This is a genomic window from Pelagimonas sp. (assembly GCF_058892305.1).
Map to the genome: position 1 here is coordinate 1 of NZ_JBZXVN010000045.1, position 24,717 is coordinate 24,717.

At 56.9% G+C, this 24,717-nt stretch carries 24 protein-coding genes; 18 read left to right on the plus strand and 6 right to left on the minus strand.

Going from position 1 to position 24,717, the window contains the following annotated elements:
- Nucleotides 1-44 precede the first annotated feature (44 nt).
- Nucleotides 45-1,058, plus strand: a complete 1,014-nt coding sequence (gene bmt, locus AC5EFR_RS18250; protein WP_493577181.1) for a betaine--homocysteine S-methyltransferase — start codon at nt 45-47, stop codon at nt 1,056-1,058.
- A gap of 369 nt (nt 1,059-1,427) precedes the next feature.
- On the opposite strand, the gene AC5EFR_RS18255 is transcribed toward bmt, so the two are convergent.
- Nucleotides 1,428-2,513, minus strand: a complete 1,086-nt coding sequence (locus AC5EFR_RS18255; protein ID WP_493577224.1) for a PA0069 family radical SAM protein — start codon at nt 2,511-2,513, stop codon at nt 1,428-1,430.
- Nucleotides 2,514-2,696: 183 nt separating this feature from the next.
- Between AC5EFR_RS18255 and AC5EFR_RS18260 the strand changes: the two genes are divergently transcribed.
- From AC5EFR_RS18260 to AC5EFR_RS18280, 5 genes are all read left to right on the plus strand, one after another.
- Nucleotides 2,697-3,401, plus strand: a complete 705-nt coding sequence (locus AC5EFR_RS18260; RefSeq protein WP_299924728.1) for a corrinoid protein — start codon at nt 2,697-2,699, stop codon at nt 3,399-3,401.
- A 103-nt stretch (nt 3,402-3,504) separates the two neighbouring features.
- Nucleotides 3,505-3,720, plus strand: a complete 216-nt coding sequence (locus AC5EFR_RS18265) for a hypothetical protein (RefSeq protein ID WP_299924731.1) — start codon at nt 3,505-3,507, stop codon at nt 3,718-3,720.
- 2 nt (nt 3,721-3,722) lie between these two features.
- Nucleotides 3,723-4,055, plus strand: coding sequence for a YbjQ family protein (locus tag AC5EFR_RS18270; RefSeq protein ID WP_299924735.1), 333 nt, complete (start codon nt 3,723-3,725; stop codon nt 4,053-4,055).
- 73 nt (nt 4,056-4,128) lie between these two features.
- Nucleotides 4,129-4,305 (plus strand): hypothetical protein, encoded by a 177-nt coding sequence (locus AC5EFR_RS18275; RefSeq protein WP_299924737.1) that lies wholly within the window; start codon nt 4,129-4,131, stop codon nt 4,303-4,305.
- Nucleotides 4,283-4,930 (plus strand): DUF1638 domain-containing protein, encoded by a 648-nt coding sequence (locus AC5EFR_RS18280; RefSeq protein WP_493577182.1) that lies wholly within the window; start codon nt 4,283-4,285, stop codon nt 4,928-4,930. The genes AC5EFR_RS18275 and AC5EFR_RS18280 overlap by 23 nt, the downstream gene beginning before the upstream one ends.
- 324 nt (nt 4,931-5,254) lie before the next feature.
- Here the strand turns inward: AC5EFR_RS18280 and AC5EFR_RS18285 are convergent, their stop codons facing one another.
- A complete protein-coding gene (locus AC5EFR_RS18285) occupies nt 5,255-6,889 on the minus strand; it encodes a methyl-accepting chemotaxis protein (protein ID WP_493577183.1) in 1,635 nt (544 codons plus the stop codon).
- Nucleotides 6,890-6,892: 3 nt separating this feature from the next.
- Between AC5EFR_RS18285 and AC5EFR_RS18290 the strand changes: the two genes are divergently transcribed.
- Nucleotides 6,893-7,411 carry a hypothetical protein gene (locus tag AC5EFR_RS18290; protein ID WP_493577184.1) on the plus strand — a complete coding sequence of 173 codons (519 nt, stop codon included), beginning with the start codon at nt 6,893-6,895 and terminating at the stop codon, nt 7,409-7,411.
- Here the strand turns inward: AC5EFR_RS18290 and AC5EFR_RS18295 are convergent.
- On the minus strand, nt 7,388-9,088 hold the full coding sequence (locus AC5EFR_RS18295; RefSeq protein WP_493577185.1) for a divergent polysaccharide deacetylase family protein: 1,701 nt from the start codon (nt 9,086-9,088) through the stop codon (nt 7,388-7,390). The two genes, AC5EFR_RS18290 and AC5EFR_RS18295, sit on opposite strands and share 24 nt — an antisense overlap.
- Nucleotides 9,089-9,232: 144 nt before the next feature.
- Between AC5EFR_RS18295 and AC5EFR_RS18300 the strand changes: the two genes are divergently transcribed.
- From AC5EFR_RS18300 to lexA, 8 genes are all read left to right on the plus strand, one after another.
- Entirely contained in the window at nt 9,233-9,814 is a 582-nt protein-coding gene (locus AC5EFR_RS18300) for an anthranilate synthase component II (protein WP_493577186.1), read from the plus strand.
- On the plus strand, nt 9,811-10,830 hold the full coding sequence (gene trpD / locus AC5EFR_RS18305) for an anthranilate phosphoribosyltransferase (RefSeq protein WP_493577187.1): 1,020 nt from the start codon (nt 9,811-9,813) through the stop codon (nt 10,828-10,830). The genes AC5EFR_RS18300 and trpD overlap by 4 nt, the downstream gene beginning before the upstream one ends.
- A 66-nt stretch (nt 10,831-10,896) precedes the next feature.
- Nucleotides 10,897-11,544, plus strand: coding sequence for a uracil-DNA glycosylase (locus AC5EFR_RS18310; protein ID WP_493577188.1), 648 nt, complete (start codon nt 10,897-10,899; stop codon nt 11,542-11,544).
- Entirely contained in the window at nt 11,541-12,344 is an 804-nt protein-coding gene (gene trpC, locus AC5EFR_RS18315; protein ID WP_493577189.1) for an indole-3-glycerol phosphate synthase TrpC, read from the plus strand. The genes AC5EFR_RS18310 and trpC overlap by 4 nt, the downstream gene beginning before the upstream one ends.
- Nucleotides 12,345-12,357: 13 nt before the next feature.
- Entirely contained in the window at nt 12,358-12,834 is a 477-nt protein-coding gene (moaC, locus tag AC5EFR_RS18320) for a cyclic pyranopterin monophosphate synthase MoaC (protein ID WP_299924761.1), read from the plus strand.
- Entirely contained in the window at nt 12,831-13,733 is a 903-nt protein-coding gene (locus tag AC5EFR_RS18325) for a GIY-YIG nuclease family protein (RefSeq protein WP_493577190.1), read from the plus strand. Before moaC ends, AC5EFR_RS18325 begins: the two co-directional genes overlap by 4 nt.
- The gene (locus AC5EFR_RS18330) at nt 13,730-14,893 is read left to right on the plus strand and encodes a molybdopterin molybdotransferase MoeA (RefSeq protein ID WP_493577191.1); all 1,164 of its coding nucleotides are present in this window, start codon (nt 13,730-13,732) and stop codon (nt 14,891-14,893) included. Before AC5EFR_RS18325 ends, AC5EFR_RS18330 begins: the two co-directional genes overlap by 4 nt.
- Nucleotides 14,894-14,983: 90 nt before the next feature.
- The gene (gene lexA, locus AC5EFR_RS18335; RefSeq protein WP_493577192.1) at nt 14,984-15,679 is read left to right on the plus strand and encodes a transcriptional repressor LexA; all 696 of its coding nucleotides are present in this window, start codon (nt 14,984-14,986) and stop codon (nt 15,677-15,679) included.
- Here the strand turns inward: lexA and AC5EFR_RS18340 are convergent.
- Nucleotides 15,673-17,745 carry a ComEC/Rec2 family competence protein gene (locus tag AC5EFR_RS18340; RefSeq protein WP_493577193.1) on the minus strand — a complete coding sequence of 691 codons (2,073 nt, stop codon included), beginning with the start codon at nt 17,743-17,745 and terminating at the stop codon, nt 15,673-15,675. The genes lexA and AC5EFR_RS18340 overlap by 7 nt on opposite strands.
- A gap of 121 nt (nt 17,746-17,866) precedes the next feature.
- Between AC5EFR_RS18340 and gltX the strand changes: the two genes are divergently transcribed.
- The 3 genes from gltX to AC5EFR_RS18355 all read left to right on the plus strand — a co-directional run bounded on the left by gltX (nt 17,867) and on the right by AC5EFR_RS18355 (nt 23,095).
- Nucleotides 17,867-19,276, plus strand: a complete 1,410-nt coding sequence (gene gltX, locus AC5EFR_RS18345; RefSeq protein ID WP_493577194.1) for a glutamate--tRNA ligase — start codon at nt 17,867-17,869, stop codon at nt 19,274-19,276.
- 90 nt (nt 19,277-19,366) lie between these two features.
- Nucleotides 19,367-20,662, plus strand: a complete 1,296-nt coding sequence (gltA, locus tag AC5EFR_RS18350; protein ID WP_493577195.1) for a citrate synthase — start codon at nt 19,367-19,369, stop codon at nt 20,660-20,662.
- A gap of 255 nt (nt 20,663-20,917) precedes the next feature.
- Entirely contained in the window at nt 20,918-23,095 is a 2,178-nt protein-coding gene (locus AC5EFR_RS18355; protein ID WP_493577196.1) for a hypothetical protein, read from the plus strand.
- Nucleotides 23,096-23,171: 76 nt separating this feature from the next.
- Here AC5EFR_RS18355 and AC5EFR_RS18360 read toward each other — a convergent pair whose 3' ends face one another.
- Both AC5EFR_RS18360 and AC5EFR_RS18365 read right to left on the minus strand, forming a co-directional pair.
- Nucleotides 23,172-23,948 carry an enoyl-CoA hydratase-related protein gene (locus tag AC5EFR_RS18360; protein WP_299924781.1) on the minus strand — a complete coding sequence of 259 codons (777 nt, stop codon included), beginning with the start codon at nt 23,946-23,948 and terminating at the stop codon, nt 23,172-23,174.
- A gap of 69 nt (nt 23,949-24,017) precedes the next feature.
- The gene (locus AC5EFR_RS18365) at nt 24,018-24,512 is read right to left on the minus strand and encodes a DUF2087 domain-containing protein (protein ID WP_493577197.1); all 495 of its coding nucleotides are present in this window, start codon (nt 24,510-24,512) and stop codon (nt 24,018-24,020) included.
- Between the last annotated feature and the right edge of the window lie 205 nt (nt 24,513-24,717).

Here is a 24,717-nt window from a genome sequence, read left to right on the forward strand (position 1 = left end):
GCAGGATGTGAAAAACCGCGCCCAAACCTATAAAGGCAGACCCCATGACCAATGCATTGACTCGCGCCCTCGAAACCCGTGATTGGCTTTTGGCCGATGGGGCTACGGGCACCAATCTGTTCAATATGGGCCTGCAATCCGGCGACGCGCCTGAGTTTTGGAACGAGATTGAACAGGATAAAATCCGTGCATTGTATCGGGGTGCTGTTGATGCCGGGTCTGATCTGTTTTTGACCAACTCCTTTGGGGCAAATGCGTCGCGTCTCAAGCTGCATGACGCCGGTCATCGCGCTTATGAGCTTTCCAAACTGGCCGCTGAGCTCGGCCGCGAAATCGCCGACGCCTGCCCGCGTGACATCATTGTTGCCGGGTCCGTTGGCCCAACTGGCGAAATCATGGGTGAAGCGGGTTCGCTTAGCCATGAAAGCGCGGTTGAGATGTTCGAAGAAACCGCCAAGGGGTTGATCGATGGCGGGGCCGATGTGCTCTGGGTCGAGACGATCTCGGCCCCCGAAGAGTTCCGCGCCGCCGCCGAAGCCTTTGCCAATATCGACGCGCCTTGGTGTGGTACCATGAGTTTTGACACCGCTGGGCGCACCATGATGGGTGTGACCTCGGCCGATATGGTCAAACTGGTCGACAGCCTGCCCAACAAGCCGATTGCCTTTGGCGCGAACTGTGGGGTTGGGGCCTCTGACCTGTTGCGCACCATCAAAGGGTTTGTTGCCCAAGGCACCGAAACACCAATCATTTCCAAGGGGAATGCCGGTATTCCGAAATACCACGACGGGCATATCCACTATGATGGCACGCCTGAACTGATGGGTGAATACGCTGTGCTCGCGCGCGATACAGGAGCCCGGATCATCGGTGGCTGCTGTGGCACCATGCCAAACCACCTCAAGGCCATGCGCGCCGCGCTTGAAAACACGCCCAAGGGTGAGATGCCAACGCTGGAGTTGATTGCGGAAAAAATGGGTGGGTTCAGCTCTGAAAGCGATGGGACCGGCGAAGGTGGGACTGCTCCGGCACGTCGTAACCGTCGTCGCCGTAGTTAAGAGTTAAGTTAAAGCGTTTTTAACCATGGCATGGGCAGGCTTTGGCCATGACCCATGTGTCGAACAAGCAGATTGTACCGATCAACCAAAGACCTGAGGACTGGATGCGGTCCGTCTTCTCTGCGCGTGCTGCGTCAGAGGGCGGGATCGTGCGCCTCCAGACGAAGGACATCGACAGGATTGTAGGACGTGACAGGTTTTTGGCAGAATTGGACAGACGCGGGTACCGCGCCGTGGAAAATGCCGGGCAAACCGTCATCTTTTGCAATCGTAAACCGGTCACAAGGCTGCGCTAGATCTTGGTACGCGGTATCCAAATTCCATCCATGGAATTTGCAAATTCCGTCGACGGAATTTGGTGCGCGCCGCTCAAAACAGGCTCATCTGATCACCGGCTCGCAAGGGTGGCTGAAACAAGTCACATCGCAAAGCCGGCGTCTTGATCGCCAATCCCAGACGTCGTACCGCCGTGTGAAACCGCTGAGCGATCAACTCTGCGTAAACGCCCTGCCCGCGCATCCTCTTGTTCCATTGCGCCGAATACAGCTCTCCACCGTGCATATCGCGCAGATGGTTGAGTATGCGGTTGGCCCGATCCGGATAGTGTTCGGCCAACCACTCTTGCCAAAGCGGGGCAACCTCAAGCGGCAGGCGCAGCATGATCCAGCTCGCCGCATCCGCCCCCGCATCGCGCCCGGCCGTCAGGATTGCCTCAAGCTCAGGATCGCTCAGCGCAGGCACCAGCGGGGCCGCCATCACCCGCACGGGCACCCCTGCCCCCGTCAGGCGTTCAATCATCTGCAAGCGACGCTTAGGGCTTGGGGCACGCGGTTCCATCTTGCGGCTCAGATCCGCATCCAAACTGGTCACCGACACGCCGACCCGTACCAAACCGCGCTCGGCCATACCCGCCAAGATATCCAAATCCCGTTCAATCAACGCGCCCTTGGTGACAATGGCGACGGGATGGTTAAAGGCCTGCAAAACCTCCAAACAGCGCCGCATAATCCCGCGGTCGCGTTCAATCGGTTGATACGGGTCGGTGTTCGTTCCAATGGCAAGCGGGGCAACACGGTATTTACCCGCGCGCAATTCACGCGCCAAAACCTCGGGCGCGTCGGGGCGCGCTATCAGTTTGGTTTCAAAATCCAGCCCCGGCGACAAGCCCAGATAGGCATGAGTCGGGCGCGCAAAGCAATAGATGCACCCATGTTCACAGCCCCTATACGGATTCAACGTTCGATCAAACGGCAGGTCGGGCGAACACACATAGTTGATCACACTGCGCGGGGTTTCGTCGCGCACCTCGGTCCGAATGGCTGGCACCTCCTCGGGGATGTCCCAACCATCCGGCTCATCCACTTTGGAAAACCGTTCAAATCGTCCGCAATCACGGCTCAGCGCGGCGCGACCTTTGCGGCGATCGGGGTCAACAGGGCGAAGCGAGTCAGTCATCGCCACATAAGAACACAACAGGAACACATCGCGCAACCCAACACACAATTGCGCCAACACCGCCCTCAGGTCGCTGCCAGATTGCCCAATGTCGCAATTTGCCATTTGTCCTTTGGAAAAAATGAAGAATAGTCGCCTAAGATCACGTGCAGCCGCGACCTGCCAGCCTAAAGGAAACGCCCCATGTCCGACGAAGAAGACGACATCATCCTCTCCGAACTGAATGATGAAGAGCTGGTCCAACAGATGTTCGACGACCTCTATGACGGTCTCAAAGAAGAGATCGAAGAGGCCGTAAACATCCTATTGGAACGCAAATGGGAGCCCTACCGCATCCTGACCGAAGCCTTGGTCGGCGGCATGACCATTGTTGGCGCAGACTTCCGTGATGGTATTTTGTTTGTCCCTGAGGTTCTCTTGGCAGCCAATGCAATGAAGGGCGGCATGGCTATCCTGAAACCGCTATTGGCGGAAACAGGCGCGCCACGCATGGGCAAAATGGTGATCGGCACGGTCAAAGGCGACATTCACGACATCGGCAAGAACCTTGTGTCGATGATGATGGAAGGTGCGGGTTTTGAGGTTGTCGATCTAGGCATCAACAACGCCGTCGACGCCTATATCGACGCGATTAAAGCCGAAGAGGCCGACATTTTGGGCATGTCCGCCCTGCTGACAACAACCATGCCCTACATGAAGGTCGTCATCGACACGATGGTCGAAATGGGCATCCGCGACGACTATGTCGTTTTGGTCGGCGGCGCACCGCTGAACGAAGAATTCGGCAAAGCCATTGGGGCAGATTCCTATTGCCGCGATGCGGCCGTCGCCGTGGAAACCGCCAAAGAGTTCATGGCCCGCAAGCACAACCAATTGGCCGCCGGGTAACACCGCGCCCATCCTTGCGATTCTGTTTTGAGACCCCGGCCTTAGCTGGGGTCTTTTAATACCGGGGCACGACATTATATCTTGTAGAGAGTAGGAGATTTTGATGCCCTTAGATAAATTCGTTTTGATTGTATTTTGTTGTTTGGCTGGCACTGCGGCGACCTTCTGGCTGACCTCTCTGATTTTTGCCGCAATTGCTGTGCCTTATGGCTGGCTTGCGCTTATTCCCGCCGGTTTGGTGGGGTATATCATTTACAAAGTGATCCAAGAACGTCTTCGCAATGCGGATGACGATCACTATGACAAAGTGGAGTATTGAGTGTGTTGATCATTACATCGGAAAATGTGGCTGGCCACAAAACGGTGGCGACTTTGGGCATGGTGCGCGGAGCCACCGTGCGCGCCAAACATGTGGGAACGGACATCGTTGCCGGTCTCAAATCCATCGTCGGAGGTGAGCTGGGCGGGTATTCTTCGCTGATGGCCGGTGCCCGTGAACAAGCCTTGGATCGCATGGTCGAAGATGCGGAGCGTTTGGGCGCAAACGCCATTGTGTCTATGCGGTTGCAAACCTCGGCGATCGCCAAAGGGGCCTCTGAAATCGTCGCTTATGGCACCGCTGTCAAAACCGTGCCGATGGACGACAACCAATAATAATACCCTCTGAAAAATTGGCCTTTTTCTTTACGGTTTCATGCGACATACTGACAAGGAAGAGGAGAGTCGTATGCCAGTAACATCCTTTGCGCTTTTGTTAGTTACGGTGATTGCCGCTGCTGCTGTAACCGTCATGGCGATGTCGACTTGGGGTGCTCTGAACGTTTTGCCTGTTCTTCTCGTATTCGCGCTATTGGCCCGTTGGGGACTGGCGCATGTATCCCATGACGACACCCACCGCCCCTAACGATACCACCCTAACCGCCGACGGTTTGGCCCCATCCGGCGATGGGCAAGTGTTGCTTTTGGCCTGCGGGGCCTTGGCGCGTGAAATCCTTGATCTCAAAAAACGCAATGGCTGGGATCACCTCGATCTCACCTGCCTTCCGGCGATTTTGCATGTCCACCCCGACCGCATCACCGACGCGGTGCGCGAGGCCGTTGCAAAACATCGCGACAGCTATTCGAGAATTTACGTGGTCTATGCCGATTGCGGCACCGGGGGTGTGTTGCAACATGCCTGCCAAGAGCTTGGCGTCGAGATGGTGCAAGGCCCACATTGCTATGCGTTTTTTGACGGGGTTCAAGCCTTTGAGGATCGTGGTGAAGTCACCTCGTTCTTTCTAACCGATTTTCTAGTGCGCCAGTTTGATAGTTTTGTGTGGAAACCATTGGGTCTTGATCGCCACCCCGAGCTCTTGCCAATGTATTTTGGCAATTACGAAAAACTGGTTTATCTGGCACAAACCGACGACTTAGCCCTTTACGATCTGGCTCAGAAACACGCCGAACGTATGGGGTTACAATTCGAGTGCCGCCAAACCGGATATGGCGACCTTGAAACGACCCTCAAGAATTGGGCAAAGACGTAGCAACGTAACACCGGTTCAAAGGGCCTGTGGCGCGCATACGAACAAATGTCATGAGAATGATGCCGGTTCCGAACCAAAAGGGTAGAACCGTATGTGCAGCCCGCTTTTGCAGCGTCTTGGTTGCGGGATGATCGATCATCCCGTTTCACAAGACGACGCAACTCTGATCACGTCATCCGGCCTATCGAACACGTCGTTGCAGCCGCGTTTCCCAAAACACCACCACGTCGGATTCGCCTTGGTATTCCACGTTAAGCGTTTTCAAGCTCCGCGCGGCCCAAGACCTTGAATCGGATCCAGCAATTTGCAGGGAATATCGTCGCCCTACCCCGCCATTGCCCTGTCTTCAGCCATGCCGTCGGTTTGTTCCAGCATGAATTGCCCCATCAGAATGTTCATTTCTTCAGATTCCCGGCTCAACGATTTTGTGACGATCGTTGCTTGTTGGGCCATTGCTGCGTTTTGTTGAGTTACGCTATCCAGCTGAGACATTCCAACATTGATCTCCTGCACCCCCGATGATTGTTCTGCGGCACCCTTGGAGATTTCCGAAACATGAGTTGAGACACTGGCAATTCGAGTGCCGATGTTTTGCAAGGCTTCTCCGGTATTGTTGACCAAGCCAACGCCACGTTCAATGTGTTGCGAGCTTTCTTCAATCAGCTGTCGGATTTGAGTTGCAGCGCCAGCGGAATGTTGTGCAAGGCTTTGTACTTCGGTGGCCACCACAGCGAACCCTTTGCCGGCATGACCGGCCCGTGCGGCTTCTACCCCTGCGTTAAGCGCCAACAAATTGGTCTGGAACGCAATATCATCAATGACCTTGATGATTTGAACAATATCCGTCGACGACTTCTTGATTTGATCCATCGCCTTCACCGCGTCGGCAACGATTTCCACGTTGTCCTCGGCGACCTGTTTGGTTTCCGCCGTCAAGGTTTCGACATTGCGCACACTGTTTGCTCCTGCAGACACTGATGAAGCAAGTTGTTCCATCGCGGCCACGGTCTCTTCCAATGTAGCGGCCTGATTTTCTGTGCGCTGTGACAATTCGGCTGTGGATTGGTCAATTTCTTCGGACTGAGAACGCACCCGCAAGGTTGCAGCAACGACAGCGCCAATTGCGTCATTCATCCGCGCAATGGTCGCGTTGAAGTCAGTGCGAAGCTGTTCGTATTCCGTTGGAAAAGCCTGATCAATGCCGGATGAAAAATCACCTTTAGACATTTGAGCAAGTCCGTCACTTAACTGCTGAACGACCTCTGTCTGTTCCTGCGCCTGTTCAGCCGCTTTTTCACGTTCTTGTTGTTTAACGGTAACAATCGAATTCCTGAACACGTCAAGCGCGCGTGCCATTTCGCCGATTTCATCCTTGCGGTTAAGCCCCTTTATCTTGATCTGGGTGTCACCGCCTGCCAACCGGCCCATGGCCTGATTGATTTGCTGAACGCCTCTGGCAATGTCGCCTCCTATCAAGATGGCACAGACTGCACCAATCAAAATGGCAATACCCGTTACGGCAATCACGATTGTTCTTGTGAAATCTGATGTGGCTTCTTTTGCGGCGGATCGCTCCATCATCAACGCCGCCTCAATGCTTGTGAACTCAGCCATAATTGCCCGAAACGAGTCAAAATAAACTTTGCCTTCGCCTTTTCGAACCTGATTTGCCACGTCATCCATCGACAACGACGCCCCGACTTTTTTACGCATCTCGAGGGAAGGTTGAACAATGTGCTTTTGCCAATCGCGCAACGTTTTTTCCGCTTCTGCCAAGCGCTCGACCTGCGGAGGATTGTCGCTCACCGTCTCTTGCAATCCTGATAGTGTTTCAAACGCAGTTTGTTCACCGGACACATATGGTTCAAGAAAGGCCTCCTCTCCTGCAAGGAGATAGCCCCGAAGCCCCGTTTCCATGTCAACAGCGGAAGCAACGATACTGTTCGCCTCGGCAATCACATTATGGGTATGTTCGACCCAATGCGTGCTTTCGGACATGCGATCAAGGTTAACAACTGTCACGATCCCGGCGCAAACAGTCAGAACCAATGGAACCCCGGCAATCGCAAGAGCTTTGGCGCGGGTTTTTATTCTCAAACTAGGACGGCGAAAAAAGCTGCGGTTCTTTGTCATTTATGCCCCAAGGTATTGCCTAAACATGGTCTTGGGTCTTGGGTACCACGCGATGCCTCAATGTTCGGTGCCACGACGCAAGGCTCAGACCAGATTTCGCATAGAATTTTATTTGTAGCTGAGGGATCGCTGGCGGCACCTCGGCTTTCAGTTCAGCAGTCCCCCACAAGAGCACATTTGCTTCCCTTCACGGCTGACACAATGAAGCATTTGGTGGGGCAATTTCGCAGCGATCAAACAAAACTTGGTGACTTCGCGCCAAGACAGAAACCTAGGGTTGGACCATCACCGTTCATTTTGGACAAATTCTTTTATTTCAGCGCCTTATGGCTCCACGCTCTCTTTTAAAACTGTCGAGACCGGTACGATTGAAATGGCCGCGTTTTTGTCTTGGAGGCCCCATTGGATCAGCCCCGAAATGGTATTGGCGTGCAAACGGCCCAGCATGATGACCGAGCCTTCTTGTTTGGCGCGGAACACCGCCTGGTCCAAGGCGCGGCGCACGGCGGCGGCGTCTTGTTTGTCGCGATCCATGTCGCGGAATAGGCTGGCCGAGGGCACACCGGCTTTGGCCGCCAATTGCTGGGCGGTGTTCAATCCTTTGGGCATCATGACCAAGCCATGACCGCTTTCAGCGAGAAAAGCAGTGGTTTGATCCGACACGGCGCGGCTGGATTGAACGCCACCGTTCGGGTCTTCGAGAACGGCAATTGCCTCAGGAATGGCCTGCAAAGTGCCGCTCAGCGTCACTTCGACATCAGAGGGTTGCGCGCCCACGGGAATATCGGCCATCGCCAGAACTTCAAAGCCCAGCTTGCGGTAATCTGCGGCGGTTTTTGCGGCCTCTGGGTGAGAGGGCGGGATTGCGATGCTCACCTGAAGCGGCAACGTTTTTAGTGCCTCTGGCCCCCAAGTATCGACCTTATCGTCAATCAAAATCACCGAAATCCGCGGTTGGCCTTCGGCTGGGGCGGTTTTGGGTGTCGCTGCAAATTGGATCAAAGGAGAGGTTTGCGCCAACGGCGTATCGGCCTCAGGTGCCTCATCCCCCCCCAAACGAGGCAACCGTGACGTTGTTATACCGCTATCACGGTTCAACAAAGACCCGGCAGGTTTGCCAATCGACGGACGGCTGGCGGCCGCTTCGGGCTCAGGTTCAACCACCGCAACCTGTGCCGGTTCTGGCGCGGGTTCGGGCTCAGGGTCTGGCGTGTCCGCCACAGGTTCAGGGATCGGCTCTGGCTCTGGCTCCGGTTCCACCTCTGCAACGGTTTCGGGGGCCTCTTGGGGGTCGTCCACAACCGCGTCCTCTGCAACCTCTGCTTCAATCGCAGGGACAAGATCGCCCTCTCCCCCCTCTGGCAACAAAGCGGTTTCTTCGGTTGGAACGGCGGGGACCGGTGGCTGGGCTGGGTCAGTAGAAATATCCAACGAGGTTTCTGGCTTGGGTGCACCGGGAATATCGGCCTGCGCAATGGCCTGAACCGGGCCATCCGTCGCGACGCTCACTTGGGCGGCCTCTGAACTTGGTTCGGCCCCGGATAGCGCGGCGGGGGCATCGCCAATTACCGGCTGTTCAGGCGAGGCCGTGTCGGCCCCAACCGAAAACGGGGCTTCGGGGGCATCCAAGGCTCCACCCGGTGCCTGAGGCGTCTCAAACGCGGTTTCCGGAGTTGGGCGGCGCCCCGGTTTTGCGGGGTCAACGGTTTCGGGTGCTGCGGCGGCCTCTGTTGGCTCTGCCTTCTCGGCATCTAAGGCTGATGGCTCTGGCGCATCTGTTGCAACGTCGGCTGTATCAGGTGTTTGCGCGGGCTCTGGCTTGGCTGGCATAGCTTCTGGCGCCTGTGGCACAGGATCAGCAGGCGCAGCTTCGCTCATCTCTGGGGCCGAAACCGGGGCAACAGGCGCATCATTGGCCGGTTTTAAACCGTCCTTGAGCGGCCCGGTCGCCACCGAAAGCGCCCCAACAGCCGCACCACAAATCACCACACCCCAGATTGATCCGCTCAAAAAGCCCCGTGCCATGTGCCGTTCCTCACCCGTTCTTTGCCCATTGCGTGCCATATCGCACTTGTCCTGAGAGACCCGCGCCCCTTGACGCCGGTCTGACTGCCTGTGCATGTATACCGCGACCAAGCGGCCCGCCGCCACCCATAACAGCGTAGACCCATGCTTCTTCTGATAGATAACTATGACAGCTTTACCTACAACCTTGTTCACTACTTGGGCGAATTGGGCGCTGATGTCGTTGTTCACCGCAATGACGCGCTAAACGTGCAAGAGGCGATGGCGCTGAAACCGTCGTCCATTCTTCTGTCGCCCGGCCCCTGTGATCCCGATCAGGCGGGCATTTGTCTTGCCCTGACCGAGGCCGCCGCCGAAACCCGGACCCCGTTGATGGGCGTGTGTTTGGGGCATCAAACCATTGGTCAGGCCTTTGGCGGCACGGTTGTGCGCCACGACGAAATCGTTCACGGCAAAATGGGTGAGATCAAGCACGAAGGCAAAGGCGTCTTCCAAGGCCTGCCCTCGCCGCTTCTTGGCACACGCTATCATTCCTTAGTGGTGCGCCGCGATGATTTGCCCGCCTGCCTTCAGGTCACAGCCGAGCTGGAAGATGGCACCATCATGGGGCTGCAACACGAAAGCCTGCCGATCCAAGGTGTGCAATTCCACCCGGAATCGATCCGCTCGGAACATGGGCACGCGATGCTGCAAAACTTTCTTGATCTGACAAAGGAACCAGCATGAGCGATCTGCTGAAACCGCTGATTGGCGCCGCCGCTGATCGCCCGTTGACCCGTGATGAAGCCGAACAAGCCTTTACCGTTTTGTTCGAAGGTGACGCCACCCCGGCCCAGATTGCCGGCCTGTTGATGGCGTTGCGCACCCGTGGCGAAACCGTTGATGAATATTCCGCCGCCGCCGCCGTCATGCGCGCAAAATGCAACGCGGTTAAGGCCCCCAGTGGCGCGATGGACATTGTCGGCACCGGCGGGGACGGCAAAGGCACGTTGAACATTTCCACCGCCACCGCCTTTGTTGTGGCGGGTGCCGGTCAGGTTGTCGCCAAACACGGAAATCGCAACCTGTCATCGAAATCCGGGGCCGCCGATGCGCTTGGTCAGATGGGCATCAACGTCATGATCGGCGCGGATGTTGTTGAAAAGGCGCTGGCCGATGTCGGCATCTGTTTCATGATGGCCCCGATGCACCACCCGGCGATGAAGCATGTCATGCCGGTGCGTATGGAGCTTGGCACCCGCACGATTTTCAACATCCTCGGGCCGTTGACCAACCCGGCGGGCGCGAAACGTCAATTGACCGGGGCCTTTACCCGCGATTTGATCCGCCCGATGGCCCAAACTCTGGGTCAGCTTGGCTCGGAACGCGCGTGGTTGGTGCACGGCTCCGATGGTACGGATGAGCTGGCGATCTCCGGGATCAGCTGGGTCGCCGCCCTCGAAGAGGATGGCAGTATTCACGAAGCTGAACTGCACCCCGAAGACGCGGGCCTGCCGCTCCATCCGTTCGAAGACATCCTTGGCGGCACACCAGAAGACAACGCCGTTGCCTTCCGTGCCTTGTTGGACGGGGAACATTCGGCTTACCGCGATGCGGTTTTGCTCAATTCGGCGGCGGCACTGACCGTGGCAGGCAAGGCGGCTGACTTGCGGGTTGGCGTCGAAATGGCGCGCGAAAGCATCGACAGCGGCGCGGCCAAAGCCAAGATCGAAGCCCTGGCCAAAGCGACCCAAGCCGCCTAAACCCTTCATGTCTTGTCACCCGCCCCGATCACCTGCCGGGGCGGTTTTGAGCAACAGGAATTTGACATGGCTTTAACACCTCCTGCGGCTTGGGCGCATCTGCCCTTCTTTTCCGATGACTTGCCCGGCATTGCCGAAAAGCTGGCGCAAGACGGGCGTGACATCCTCCCACCCAGCCATCAAATTTTTGCCGCCTTTGACGCCTGCCCCCCTGAGCAGGTCAAAGTGGTGATCCTTGGCCAAGACCCCTACCCGACACCCGGCCATGCCCATGGGTTGGCTTTTTCGGTCGAACCCGGTGTGAAACTGCCGCGGTCCTTGAGCAACATCTACAAAGAGATGGTCGAGGATTTGGGCAGCGCGCCCCTCACCGGTGACCTACGGGGATGGGCCAGCCAAGGGGTTTTGTTGCTTAACACCGCGCTGACGGTTCCTGCGGGCGAGGCCAACGGCCACAAGAAACTCGGCTGGTCGCCCCTCACGCAGCAGGTGTTGAGCGACCTGTCTAAATCGCCGCGCGCCTTTGTGCTTTGGGGCGGCCACGCCCAAGGCTTTGCGCCGCATATCACCGGCGATCAACACCTGATATTGAAAACCGCGCACCCCTCGCCGCTTTCGGCCCGGCGCGGCTTTTTCGGCTCCCGCCCCTTTTCCAAGGTGAATGACTGGCTTAAAGCCAATGGTAACACTGAGATTAACTGGACATCCTCATGAGCACGACCATTCTTGACAAGATCAAAGCCTACAAGCTTGAAGAAGTGGCCGCCGACAAAGCGTCCCGCCCCTTGGCCGAGGTTGAGGCCGCCGCGCGTGAGGCATCGCCCGTGCGTGGCTTTGCCGACCGTCTATTTGCCGCCGAAAAAACCGGCTATGGGTTGATCTCCGAGGTCAAGAAAGCCTCCCCCTCCAAAGGGTTGATCCGCGCCGATTTCGAACCGGCCAAACTTGCCAAAGCCTATGAGGACGGCGGCGCGACCTGTCTCTCGGTGCTGACCGACACGCCGAGCTTTCAAGGCGCCAAAGAGTTTTTGGTCGCTGCACGCGAGGCCACCAACATGCCCGCCCTGCGCAAAGATTTCATGTATGACACCTATCAAGTCGCCGAGGCGCGCGCGCTTGGGGCCGATTGCATTCTCATCATCATGGCAAGCGTGTCGGACGCCCAGGCCCAAGAGCTTGAGGACGCTGCCTTTTCATGGGGCATGGATGCCTTGATCGAAACCCATGATGCACCGGAAATGGACCGTGCTCTGCGGTTGAAATCCAAGTTGATCGGGGTGAACAACCGCAACCTCAAAACCTTTGAGACCACCTTGGACACCACCCGCGATTTGGCCAAAATGGTGCCATCGGATCGCATGTTGATTTCGGAATCCGGGCTAAACACCCCCAAGGACCTTGCCGATATGGCCGCCCATGGCGCGCGGACCTTCCTCATCGGTGAAAGCCTGATGCGCAAGGACGACGTGCGCGCCGCCACCCAATCCCTGCTGGCCAATCCGGTTCCTGCGTAACTAAGGACAAGACATGAGCGACCTGACCCATTTCAACGAAGACGGCCATGCCCATATGGTCGACGTGTCCGACAAAGCCGTCACATCTCGTGTTGCGACGGCTGAGGGCTGGGTCAAGATGGCCCCAGAGACCTTTGCGCTCATCACAGAAGGGCGCGCCAAAAAGGGCGACGTGATCGGCGTGGCGCGTTTGGCGGGCATCATGGGGGCCAAAAAAACCCCCGACTTGATCCCGCTTTGCCACCCTCTGCCGGTCACCAAAGTCTCGGTCGATCTGACCCAAGACCCCGACCTTCCCGGATTGCGGATTGAGGCGACGGTCAAGACCACCGGCCAAACCGGCGTCGAAATGGAAGCGTTGACGGCCGTCTCGGTCGCCGCGCTAACGGTCTATGACATGGTCAAAGCGGTGGACAAAGCCATGGAGATCGGCGGCACCCGCGTTATCTTGAAAGATGGCGGAAAATCAGGCCGTTACGAGGCATCATGAACAAAGGTCGGTCCCTTGAGTTGTATTTCGTAGACGGTCGTCCCGATGGGATGTTGACCGCCGAAGTCTTCAACTGGACCGGCCATGTTCTGCGCATTCCGAAAATCCGTTTGCCGGATGGATTGCGTCGCCCAGAAGCCAAGCAGACCGGCGTTTATGTGTTGCTTGGACAAGATGAGACAGGCGCGCTTGCCTATATCGGCGAGGCTGAGAATATGGCCGACCGTCTACGCCAGCATGCCAGCCAAAAAGAGTGGTGGGACGAGGCCGTTTTGGTGACAACGGCCGGTGATGGGCTTCACAAGGCGCATGTCAAATACCTCGAAAGCCGCTTGGTCGAGATCGCCAAAAATGCAGGTGTGATGCGGTTGGAAAACGGCAACATCCCCCCCAAGGCAAGCCTGAACGAAGCGGCGACGGCCAACATGGAAAGCTTTCTGGATACGCTCCACATGGTGCTTCCGGCCATTAGGGTGGATATGTTTCAGACGAGAACCCGTCAGAACCTGATACTCGACGCCTCCAAGGCCATCGGACAAAATGACAATCCCACAACGTTCTATTTCACTGTAAAAAGAAACGATCTTTCAGCAAGCGCTGTGGTAGCCGATGACGAGTTCATACTCCAAAAAGGGTCTAGAGTTCGTTCACAGTGGGCTGGTGATCGCAAACAGAATACGCACTACTGGAAACTTCACGATGAATTGTTAGCCAAAGGCACAATTCGATTGACCAACGGACAAGCGATACTGGCTGAGAATGTCGCTTTCTCCAGCCCTTCCGCTGCTGCGGCTATTGTAGCGGGCCGTTCCTCCAACGGTCGGACATCTTGGAAAACCCAAGGCGGCAAAACCTACGCCGAATGGGAAGAAGAACAACTTGAAAAGGTCGATGAATGATCTCCGTATCCCAAGCACTTGACCATCTTTTTGCCCTCGCCACCCCCTTGGCTTCTGAAGAGGTGCCATTGATAGACGCCGCCGGGCGGGTGATGATCAAACCGGTTCAGGCGCGGCGTGATCAGCCGCCTTTTGCCGCTTCGGCCATGGACGGATACGGCACGATAAATCCTGAGGTGGGTCAAAAGCTCAAGGTCGTAGGGGAGGCCGCGGCCGGACACCGGTTTGACGGCGATATCCCCGCTGGGTCCTGCATTCGTATCTTTACCGGCGCGCCGGTGCCCGACGCCGTCACGCATGTCACCATTCAAGAAAACGTCACCCGCGAAGGCGATCACATCGTTGTTAACGAATTGGGCTCGGGTGACAACATCCGCCCCGCCGGCGGCGACTTTCGCGATGGTCAAACCGTGAGCGCGCCGCGGCGTTTGACCGCCAATGACGTCGCACTTTTGGCGGCGATGAACGTTCCGACCATCACCGTAGCCAAGCAACCCAAGGTCGCGCTGATTTCCACCGGTGACGAACTTGTCATGCCCGGTGAAAACCCCGGCCCGGATCAGATCATTGCCTCCAACACTTTTGGCCTTCATGCCATGTTGCGCGAACTTGGGGCCCTGCCCCGTTTGTTGCCCATTGCCCGCGATACCGAAGCCTCCCTGCGCACCGTATTTGATCTTGTGGATGATGCCGATCTGGTGATCACCATTGGCGGCGCGTCGGTTGGTGATCATGATCTTGTCGCCAAAGTCGCCGGTGATCTTGGCATGGAGCGTGCGTTCTACAAAGTTGCCATGCGCCCCGGAAAACCGTTGATGTCCGGACGCTTAGGCGATGCAATGATGATGGGGCTTCCGGGCAATCCGGTTTCGGCGATGGTCTGTGGGCACATATTTGTCGCCCCGGTCATTCGCGCCATGATGGGTCTTGCCCGCTCCGCCGCGCCGCGTTTTCAAACCACCCTCGCCGCCCCTATCGCCGAAAATGGCCCGCGTGAACACTATATGCGCGCCGAGGTGACACCGGATGGTTTGACCGCCTTTGAGAAACAGGATTCGAGCCTGCTCAGTGTTTTGGGGGCCTCCAACGCATTGCTTGTGCGCGCGCCCAATGACCCCGCTCGCGCACCAGGTGAAAAAGTGGACTACATCCCGCTCTAAATGAACCTCTGGTTGATTTACCCACAGATCCGTTGACACAAAACGAGAACAGGGGTAGAACAAAACCTGACACGAGGTTGGGAGCAAACCATGCTGACAAAAAAGCAATTGGACCTTTTGGACTTTATTAACAAGCGCATGACCCGAGATGGTGTGCCGCCTAGTTTTGATGAAATGAAAGACGCGCTGGACCTGCGGTCCAAGTCCGGGATTCACCGTTTGATCACCGCCTTGGAAGAACGCGGATTCATTCGCCGGTTGGCCCATCGCGCCCGCGCAATTGAAATTGTCAAACTCCCCGAAAGCCTTGGGGGTGCCCCCGCCGGGTTCCGCCCGCAGGTGATTGATGGTGATCGCCCTGATAGCACGCCAAGCGCCGCGCAAAACATCGCCAACGGTTCGATTGCGGAGCTTCCTTTGATGGGCCGCATTGCGGCGGGTCAACCGATTGAGGCGATCAATGACGTTCCACCCGGTGTGATGGTGCCGGGACAGATGGTGCAGGGCGCCGGAAAACACTACGCCCTTGAAGTCAAAGGCGATTCCATGATCGACGCCGGTATCAACGATGGTGATGTTGTTGTGATCCGCGAAAGCAATGATGCCGCCGAAGGGGATATCGTTGTCGCTCAGGTCGAAGGCTATGAGGCGACTTTGAAACGCTTTCGCCGCCGCGGTGGTATGATCGTGCTAGAGGCTGCGAACCCAGCGTATGAATCGCGCGTTCTCCCTGAAGGTGCGGTAAGCGTGCAGGGCCGTTTGGTGGGTTTGATCCGCACCTACTGAGCCTTTTTGGCAAGGCGAAGGGGTTCCTGCTTGGCCCCATGCCACAGCCGAATGCCCGAGGTTTGACGGTCCGTCACCATGCGCAATTCGTCATCCTCGGCCCAAAAGGCCACCGAACCGGTATAGCGCAAGCGCGCCGGATCGAAGACGTCGCAGGCCCCATTTGGTTGCGCATTGGCGCTTGCCACCACAATTTGGCCCGCGGAACAAAGCTCTAGCGTTGCAACGGCACGCTTGCCCTGCAAATGAATGACCTCCTTGGCGCCGATTTGCGCCCGTGCCACTCGGGCTTCTATAGACCCCGGCCATCGACCTGCTGCGTCCCGTTGAGACCCGGCAAACCCATCATTTTCCAACCAATTCTCGGCGACGAAGCCCGACCCTTTGGGCCGGGAAAGTGCCCGCCCGTGATCGGTCATGACGCCGACCAAGGTGCCGGTGTCCGAAATCAACAAGGCGGGACGTTCCGTTCCCATCCAAAGGACAACGGCCAAGGCGGCGGGCGCAAGCCCAACCAACCGCCCCGTGCCGCGCCACAAACACAAGATCAAGCCGCCAATCGCCAGCAACGGCAAGACCCGACCATCCGGGGCAATGACGGCGCGTGTCACTCCGTCCCAGCTGGCCACCCAGTGAGCGACGCCCAAAATCCAATCCAAGCCCAAGGCCATCAGGTTCAGCGCGATCCAATCAAGCCCGAAAGGCATCAACAAAGCGGCCAGAACGGCCATCGGCACAACAACCAAGCCCATCACCGGAACAGACAACAAATTTGCGACCAAACCGTATTGCGACAGCATATTGAAATGCGCCATGCCCACGGGCGCGGTTGCCGCCCCCGCCACCCCAGAAGACACAACCAACCCCATGACGGGGGCAAACCATCGCGGCATTTGGCGCCCCTGTTGCCAGAGCGTTATTTGTTCAAACACGGTGATCAAAGCCGTGGTTGCAGCAAAGGACATTTGAAATCCGGGTGACACCAAGGCTTCGGGGCGCAGCATCAGGACGACGAGCGCCGCCATAGCCACGCTACGAAGTGACAAAGCGCGCCGATCAAGCATAGTCGCGGTGAGGGCCGCCGCCGCCATGATAAAGGCGCGTTGGGTTGCGACGCTCCCCCCCGACAATGACAAATAGCCAAGTGCCGCCAGCAAGGCCCCCGCCGCCGCCAGCTTTTTCACCGGCCAGTTGTGGCGCGCAGCCGGAATGAGCAAAAGCCCAACGCGCAGCGCCGCAAAGACGAACCCGGCCAACAACCCCATGTGTAGACCTGAAATCGCCAGCAAATGCGCAAGGTTGGTTTCACGCAGAGTGCGCAGCGTGTCCTGCCCCATGCCCGAACGATCCCCGGTCATCAGCGCCGCCGCAAAGGCCCCGGTTTCGCCCGGCAATAGGTTTTGCACCCGTTTCGATAGCCACATTCGCGCTTTGAACAGAACCTGCCCTTGCCCCGGTGGATCTAACAAGAGCACCGGGCTGCGGGTGTATCCAACGCCGCCAAGTTTGAGAAACCAAGCGTGGCGACGAAAATCAAATCCGCCGGGTTCAACAGCCCCTCCGGGGGGCGACAAGTGACCGGTTAAAATGATCGTGGCACCGGGTTCGGGATCAATAAACCCCTGTTTTCCATGCAAAGACACGCGAACGCGTTTGGGGATTTCGTCGGGGTCCATGCGCTGAAGAACCACGCGATCCAGTGTCAGACGCACTGCGTCAGAGCCAGAGCGATCAATGCCAACAATGCGCCCTTCAATCGGGCCATAGTACCGAAAATCCAACACCGGCCCAGAGACCATATGCGCGCGCGCACCGGCCAGCGAAAACCCCAAAGCCACCAAGCCAACCGCCGCCATAAGGGGCCCGAAAACCGGGCCTGCGCGGCCCTGAAGCGTGATGATCGCAGTACCACTTAGCCCAAGCGCTATCAAAATCCACACATCCGGTTCGGCGCGCAGGGTAAAATACGCCCCAATCCCCACGGCCAACAGGACCGGGGACCACGGGAACAAATACCCGCGTTGCCGCAATAAAATCGCAGCAACAATGTGATAGGCCTGTGCCATGCTTGCCTTGTAACGGCTCTGGGTAACGGCTCTGGCCTGCGCTTTGCTTGCCCTAGGCCGGGCCTGAGTTTAAGGAACAGCCCAAGCTACTCCATTCCCTGTTAGCAAAAGGTTAACCAAGATGACTGCTGTCGTAACCCGTTTTGCCCCCTCGCCCACTGGCTATCTGCATATCGGCGGCGCGCGCACAGCGCTGTTCAACTGGCTCTATGCCCGCGGCCGTGGCGGCAAATTCCTGCTGCGGATCGAAGACACTGACCGCGCGCGCTCGACCCCAGAAGCCACCGATGCCATTCTGAAAGGCATGCAGTGGCTTGGCCTCGACTTTGATGGCGAGGTGATCAGCCAGTTTGAGCGCGCCGATCGTCACGCAGAAGTTGCCAATGAGCTTTTGGCCAAAGGCGCGGCTTACAAGTGTTTTGCGACCCAAGAGGAAATCGAAGCCTTTCGCGAAGAGGCCCGTGCCGCGGGCAAATCGACGCATTTCCAAAGCCCCTGGCGCAACGCCGATGCCGCCACGCACCCAGACGCGCCATATGTTGTGCGCCTGAAATCCGCGCAAGATGGCGAAACCGTCATCAACGACGAGGTTCAGGGCACCGTTCGGATCAAAAACGAAAACCTCGATGACATGGTTTTGTTACGTTCCGATGGCACGCCGGTCTATATGTTGGCTGTGGTTGTAGATGATTACGATATGGGCGTGACCCATGTTATTCGCGGGGATGATCACCTGAACAATGCCGCACGTCAGATGGGCATCTACACCGCTATGGGTTGGGATCTGCCCACCTATGCCCATATTCCATTGATCCACGGCCCCGATGGCAAAAAGCTTTCCAAGCGCCACGGTGCCCTTGGTGTCGAGGAATATCAGGCCATGGGCTATCCCTCAGCAGGCATGCGCAACTACCTTGCGCGCTTGGGCTGGAGCCACGGTGATGACGAATTCTTTACGGATGATCAGGCAAAGGAGTGGTTCGGGACCGATGGAATCGGCAAATCGCCCGCTCGGTTTGATTTTAAGAAGTTGGAGAATATCTGTGGTCAACACATTGCCATCACTGACGATGCTGCGTTGCTGCATGAAATCGTGATGTATCGTGAGGCGGCGAACCTGCCTGCCTTAACGGACGTTCAGTCACAGCGGCTGAACGCCGCGCTGTATTGTCTCAAGGACCGGGCCAAGACACTACCGGAACTCCTTGAAAAGGCTCACTTTGCATTGATCGAAGGCGAGATTGAGGTCGAGCCCAAAGCGGCCAAGAACCTTGATACGGTATCCCGTGGTATACTGGGCGCGTTGACGCCGCAGCTGCAAAATGTTAGCTGGACCCGGGATGATCTTGAGGCGGTCTTAAACCGCTTTGCAGAAGATAATGGCATGAAATTCGGCAAGCTGGCTGGTCCGCTTCGGGCGGCTTTGGCGGGCCGAGCTGCCACACCGAGCGTCTTTGACATGATGCTCGTGCTTGGTCAGGAGATCAGCCTTGAGAGGTTGACCCAGGCCGCCAATGGGGGAGACAGCTGACCGTATAACGTGTCGGCCTTTCCCAATGACAACAAAGACTGCGGGCCGCAGAAGTGGCCCGCCTACGTTCGAGAACAAGGGAAAACACGCATGGCTGATACGACCAAAACCGCGACGCTGACAATTGATGGGCAGTCCTACGAATTGCCAATCCACTCGCCGACGGCTGGCCCGGATGTGCTTGATATCCGTAAACTGTATGCCCAAGCGGGCGTTTTCACCTACGATCCCGGCTTCACCTCGACCGCAAGCTGTGACAGCACCATCACCTTTATTGATGGCGGCAAAGGCGAATTGCTGCATCGTGGCTACCCTATCGACCAGCTGGCCGGTAAATCGCATTATCTAGAAGTGTGCTTCCTGCTGCTTTACGGTGAATTGCCTACGGCAGCCGAACTGGAAAAGTTCGAAACCACCATCACCAACCACACCATGATCCACGAGCAGATGCACAATTTCTTCCGTGGTTTCCGCCGCGATGCGCATCCGATGGCAACCATGGTGGGTGTGGTCGGCGCGATGTCGGCCTTCTACCACGACAGCACCGATATTGCCGACCCGCGCCAGCGTGAGATCGCGTCGCATCGTTTGATCGCCAAAATGCCGACAATCGCGGCCATGGCGTACAAATACTCGATCGGTCAGCCATTTGTGTATCCACGCAATGACCTCGATTACGCGGCCAACTTCTTGCACATGTGTTTCGCGGTTCCCGCCGAAGAGTATAACGTTAATCCGATCCTGGCCCGTGCCATGGACCGTATCTTTACTCTGCACGCCGATCACGAACAAAACGCCTCGACCTCAACCGTACGTTTGGCTTCGTCTTCTGGTGCCAACCCATTTGCATGTATTGCCGCTGGTATTGCCTGTCTCTGGGGCCCTTCTCATGGTGGCGCAAACCAAGCTTGCCTTGAAATGCTCAAGGAAATCGGGTCACCCGAGAATATTCCGGAATACATCGCCCGCGCCAAAGACAAGAACGATCCGTTCCGTCTGATGGGCTTTGGACACCGCGTTTACAAAAACTTTGACCCGCGCGCGACCGTGATGAAACAGTCCGCCGACGAAGTTCTTGATCTGCTCGGCGTCGAAAACAACCCAATCTTGGCGACCGCCAAAGCATTGGAAGAAGCGGCTCTGGCTGATCCTTACTTTGCTGACAAAAAGCTGTTCCCGAACGTCGACTTCTATTCGGGCATCATCCTCGAAGCGATGGGCTTCCCAACCTCGATGTTCACACCGATCTTTGCGCTGTCGCGCACCGTTGGTTGGATTTCGCAGTGGAAAGAGCAGCTGTCTGATCCAGGGCACAAAATTGGTCGCCCACGTCAGCTGTACCTCGGTGACACAGAGCGCGATTATTCGGATATCGAAACCCGCTAATCAGCACCCGAATCAAAAATTTGAGAAACCCGGCCTTTCACAAGCCGGGTTTTTTCGTGCCTTGTTTCTGTCAAATTTTATCGAAACAATTTTTAGACAGGCTGGTCATTGTTCACAGTCTTCGACCCACCTCGACCCAAATGTGGCGGCGGTGAGGCCGAAACGCACTGTTTCCGTCAAAACCCGCGCAATTTCGAACAGATTTCGGCATGAGTTGGTCAAATTTTAAAGTTGCCAATTGTGCAGGAGCTTACCATGGCCACATCCACTCCAACCGAAGTTCTTTTGGGTTGCGACCCTCAGGTCCGGGTCACGATTATCGAAGACGATGGCAACCTCTTCATGCGCGTGGTCGCTGAAAACCCGGACACCACCGACCTTGATGCCTTGTTCTTTAACCTGTCCGATGACGTCGATGCCTCAGCCCTCACGATTTACCCTGACTTCGACGAAAACGTCGGCTCCAACGGTGAAAACGTCACCGGTTATACCGTTGCCAGCGGCACTATGAACCAGTTGGACAATGGTGCGCAGATCCAAGAGCCCTATGACGTGCGTCTGGAATTTGGCACCGTGCCGTGGACCTCGGGTGGTGATGTCGACGAAGCAACTCTGACCTTCTATATTGATGGCGGCGACTCCAACCTGACCGCCGATAGTATCGACCTGAGCAACCTGACGGCTGTGGTCAACAGCGACAATGGCGCAGGCATCGCTCTTACTGGTGGAACAGGCAACAGCGGAGACGATTCCGCCACCGTTTATGAAACCGTCACCGCCATCGACGAAAACATGGATGATCTGTCTTGGGGGCACCATTCAGGCCAAACCAATAACAACATCGTCGAAAATGACTTTAGAAGTGCCCATGGCGAGCTGATGACCAACGGCTATTGGGATGGTGATCTGCAATTGGCCGCCGTCGAGAGCGACGGACCAGTGACGTTCAGCTTTGACGCCCGTGCTCAAAATGTTCATGAATTCGAAAACTCCGGTCGTTATGCAGATAGCCTCGAAGTTCAGGTTCGGCTCGACAATGGCGAGTGGCAGACACTCGATACCTTTATGGTCAACGACTCTGGCACCGCCTTGGTCGGTGACCAATCGGGCCAGACCTTTAGCAGTGACAGCAGCACCCTGACGTATTCCGGCGGCGTGCTCGACACTGTGGATGGTACGGCTGAATTCCGCATCGTCTCCGACATTTCGGCCTGTAACGAACGTATCTATCTGGATGATATCCAGGTCACCACCACAGAGGCGGTCGATGTCCCTGCGACTGGTGAAACCTCAACCATGGTCAGCGCGCTCAGCGAAGATTTCGCTGATGAGCACACCCCCTCGGCCTCGGACGCCATTGTGTCCAGCGGTCGCTGGGATGTGGAGCAAGAGGCACTGTTCACCAATGGTTGCAACGACGGCCGTGTCGAGCTTGCCGAAGTTGCCACCGACGGCCCGGTCGAATTCAGCCTTGACGCTCAGGCCGTGAATATCGGCAATTTTGAGAACAGCGGTTGCTATTCCGACAGCCTCCGCGTCGAAGTTCAGATCGACGGCGGCGATTGGGTTCTGCTCGATGAATATCGCGTCAACGATGCCCGAACCGCCATGGTTGGCGATCAAACAGGTCAGACCTTTGACGGCGATATGACCACGCTGACCTATTCAGGCGGTGTTTTGGATGGCGCTAGCGAAAATGTCCAATTCCGTTTGGTGTCTGACATTTCCGCCAATGACGAGATCCTGCGCATCGACAATCTTGAGGTGCGCGTCACGGAAACCACCGAGGGCGAACCCGCAGACGAGACCTGTGAAGGCTTTGACGGGGCTGCATCGGGGGACACCGCTGCGCTGCAATTTGATGGCTTTAGCGTCACGGCACAACGCGCCGGGGATGATGCCACAAGTGAAAACGATGCGATGATCTTTGACACGGCCAACCCAACCGGTGGTGACAGCGATCTGGCCTATGACGATCAAGGCAATGCGATCATCATTTCCGAAGACAACGATGCTTCGGACGCCGATGACAATGCTGGTGGCGGCACCATCACCTTTGACTTTGACGTGCCAAGCGACGTCGTGAGCCTCAACGTTCTGGATGTCGAAGAAGACGGCGGGTCGATTGATCTCTTTGATGCCGATGGTGAGCTGCTCGATTCGGTAGCCATTCCCGGTGTTGGCGACAACTCCTTGCAAACCATCGACATTGCCGTTGATGGCGTGTCGTCGATGCAGGTTAATCTTGCCGGGTCCGGCGCGGTGGATGACCTTTGCTATGCCACACCCGATGATATGGGCGCGGATTGCGGTCAGTATCTGGTTACCTACGATGATCTGATGAAAGACCCAGACCCGCTTGATCCAAATGATGACGACGACGATGCCGATCCTGCCGGTGATGCGACATCCATGGCGGACGATTTCGTCTGATCGAACGACAACCGTCCTCACGAACAAAAAGGGCGCGGAAAACTCCGCGCCCTTTGCTATGTCATAATCCCGAGGCTTAGCGCCCCTCGTAGTCGGGCTTGCGTTTGTCCAGAAACGCCATGACCCCTTCCATAAAGTCGCGGGACTTGCCGCATTGCCCTTGCAAGCTCGCTTCAAGCGCCAGCTGATCCTCAAGCGTGTTGTCATAAGACGCCCGCATCGCTTGTTTGATCCGCGCATAGGCCAGCGTCGGACCATGGGCCAGATGCGCGGCGCGGGCTTTCCAGATGATCTCAAACTCCCCATCGGGAACCGCTTCCCAGATCATGCCCCACTCATCCGCCTGCCGCGCGCTGATCTTTTCGGCGAAGAGCGCCTTGCCCATCGCTTTGGCCAGCCCGATCTGACGTGGCAAAAACCATGTGCCACCCGCATCCGGGATCAGCCCAATCTTGCTAAAGGCCTGAAGGAAATAGGCGCTTTCGGTGGCGATCACCACATCCGCCGCGAGCGCAAGATTGGCGCCGGCCCCAGCCGCCGCACCGTTGACTGCGGCAATTGTCGGCACCGGGCATTCATAGATCGCGCGCAACATCGGCACGTATTCGTCATTCAAGGTGCGCTGCAAATCAAGCTGGGCGATGTTCTTGCCATCCCCCAAATCCTGACCGGAACAAAACGCCTTGCCGTTGCCGGTCAAAACCACCACACGCGCCTCTTTGCCGCCACGGGTAAAGGCGTCGGCCAATTCCGCGCGCATCTGCGTGTTCAGCGCGTTCATCACATCGGGGCGATTGATCGCGATCGTGGCGATGTCGTCTTCTACCACATAGGTGATCGTGTCGTATTTCATGGGAACTCCGTTAACCTGTTGCACGCATCAAATACCGATGACACCGGAATGGCAAAGCGAAACCCCGCGTCACGGGGCCAGCTTGGCAATGAGGGCCAAGGCTTCGGGCGGTGGCAATTGCTCCACGCGCTCATAGGCTGACCCATCAAGGTTGCGGGTCAGCATGGCGTGTTCAATCATCCCGCGCCTGATCTGGGCGGCATCCCGAAAGAGGGTCATCGCATCAATCAAACCGCTTATGTCGCGTTCCGTCAGCGTCTGACGCGCTGGCAAACGGGCCCACAAGACCCAAAGGCACAGCCCTTGAATGCGGGTTTTCCCCGGCCATCGTTTAAGCTGACCTGCGTCGTCAAAATGCTCAAGCGCCCGCGCCACAAGCTTGTCATCGGCGACCGGCTTGGGGGTGTTTTGCGCCCTAAGATGTTGAAAATTCCGATACCCGGCCGCACGCGCAACAAGGCCCAATGTCTCAACATGGCTCGGGGTGTTAGGAAGTTCGGCGCGCAGCGCCTTGGCAAATTGCTTAAGATCTTTGATCTCAAGTGAAATCGTCTCACGGGTCATCTGTCCCTCCGTTCTGACGATACCGCACCACCAAAGGTGGTTAGGAGGTCCGCCCTTGTCCAGAGGTATCGCCCGAAAAAAGGCAGAACACTGAAAGTCGACAACAGGTTTAGCGCATGGCGGAGCCTGGGGATCCTGTCACCCCTACCGACTGGCTACCGCGCTGACACCTTTGCGTCAACGCCCATGCTTCTTCTTTCCCAAA

Bases quoted from the DNA above. Each gene is read 5' to 3' on its own strand.
- bmt (WP_493577181.1), top strand. From the start codon at position 45: ATGACCAATGCATTGACTCGCGCCCTCGAAACCCGTGATTGGCTTTTG.
- AC5EFR_RS18255 (WP_493577224.1), bottom strand. From the start codon at position 2,513: ATGACTGACTCGCTTCGCCCTGTTGACCCCGATCGCCGCAAAGGTCGC.
- AC5EFR_RS18260 (WP_299924728.1), top strand. From the start codon at position 2,697: ATGTCCGACGAAGAAGACGACATCATCCTCTCCGAACTGAATGATGAA.
- AC5EFR_RS18265 (WP_299924731.1), top strand. From the start codon at position 3,505: ATGCCCTTAGATAAATTCGTTTTGATTGTATTTTGTTGTTTGGCTGGC.
- AC5EFR_RS18275 (WP_299924737.1), top strand. From the start codon at position 4,129: ATGCCAGTAACATCCTTTGCGCTTTTGTTAGTTACGGTGATTGCCGCT.
- AC5EFR_RS18280 (WP_493577182.1), top strand. From the start codon at position 4,283: ATGACGACACCCACCGCCCCTAACGATACCACCCTAACCGCCGACGGT.
- AC5EFR_RS18290 (WP_493577184.1), top strand. From the start codon at position 6,893: ATGGGTATGTTCGACCCAATGCGTGCTTTCGGACATGCGATCAAGGTT.
- AC5EFR_RS18295 (WP_493577185.1), bottom strand. From the start codon at position 9,088: ATGGCACGGGGCTTTTTGAGCGGATCAATCTGGGGTGTGGTGATTTGT.
- AC5EFR_RS18300 (WP_493577186.1), top strand. From the start codon at position 9,233: ATGCTTCTTCTGATAGATAACTATGACAGCTTTACCTACAACCTTGTT.
- trpD (WP_493577187.1), top strand. From the start codon at position 9,811: ATGAGCGATCTGCTGAAACCGCTGATTGGCGCCGCCGCTGATCGCCCG.
- AC5EFR_RS18310 (WP_493577188.1), top strand. From the start codon at position 10,897: ATGGCTTTAACACCTCCTGCGGCTTGGGCGCATCTGCCCTTCTTTTCC.
- trpC (WP_493577189.1), top strand. From the start codon at position 11,541: ATGAGCACGACCATTCTTGACAAGATCAAAGCCTACAAGCTTGAAGAA.
- moaC (WP_299924761.1), top strand. From the start codon at position 12,358: ATGAGCGACCTGACCCATTTCAACGAAGACGGCCATGCCCATATGGTC.
- AC5EFR_RS18325 (WP_493577190.1), top strand. From the start codon at position 12,831: ATGAACAAAGGTCGGTCCCTTGAGTTGTATTTCGTAGACGGTCGTCCC.
- AC5EFR_RS18330 (WP_493577191.1), top strand. From the start codon at position 13,730: ATGATCTCCGTATCCCAAGCACTTGACCATCTTTTTGCCCTCGCCACC.
- lexA (WP_493577192.1), top strand. From the start codon at position 14,984: ATGCTGACAAAAAAGCAATTGGACCTTTTGGACTTTATTAACAAGCGC.
- AC5EFR_RS18340 (WP_493577193.1), bottom strand. From the start codon at position 17,745: ATGGCACAGGCCTATCACATTGTTGCTGCGATTTTATTGCGGCAACGC.
- gltX (WP_493577194.1), top strand. From the start codon at position 17,867: ATGACTGCTGTCGTAACCCGTTTTGCCCCCTCGCCCACTGGCTATCTG.
- gltA (WP_493577195.1), top strand. From the start codon at position 19,367: ATGGCTGATACGACCAAAACCGCGACGCTGACAATTGATGGGCAGTCC.
- AC5EFR_RS18355 (WP_493577196.1), top strand. From the start codon at position 20,918: ATGGCCACATCCACTCCAACCGAAGTTCTTTTGGGTTGCGACCCTCAG.
- AC5EFR_RS18360 (WP_299924781.1), bottom strand. From the start codon at position 23,948: ATGAAATACGACACGATCACCTATGTGGTAGAAGACGACATCGCCACG.
- AC5EFR_RS18365 (WP_493577197.1), bottom strand. From the start codon at position 24,512: ATGACCCGTGAGACGATTTCACTTGAGATCAAAGATCTTAAGCAATTT.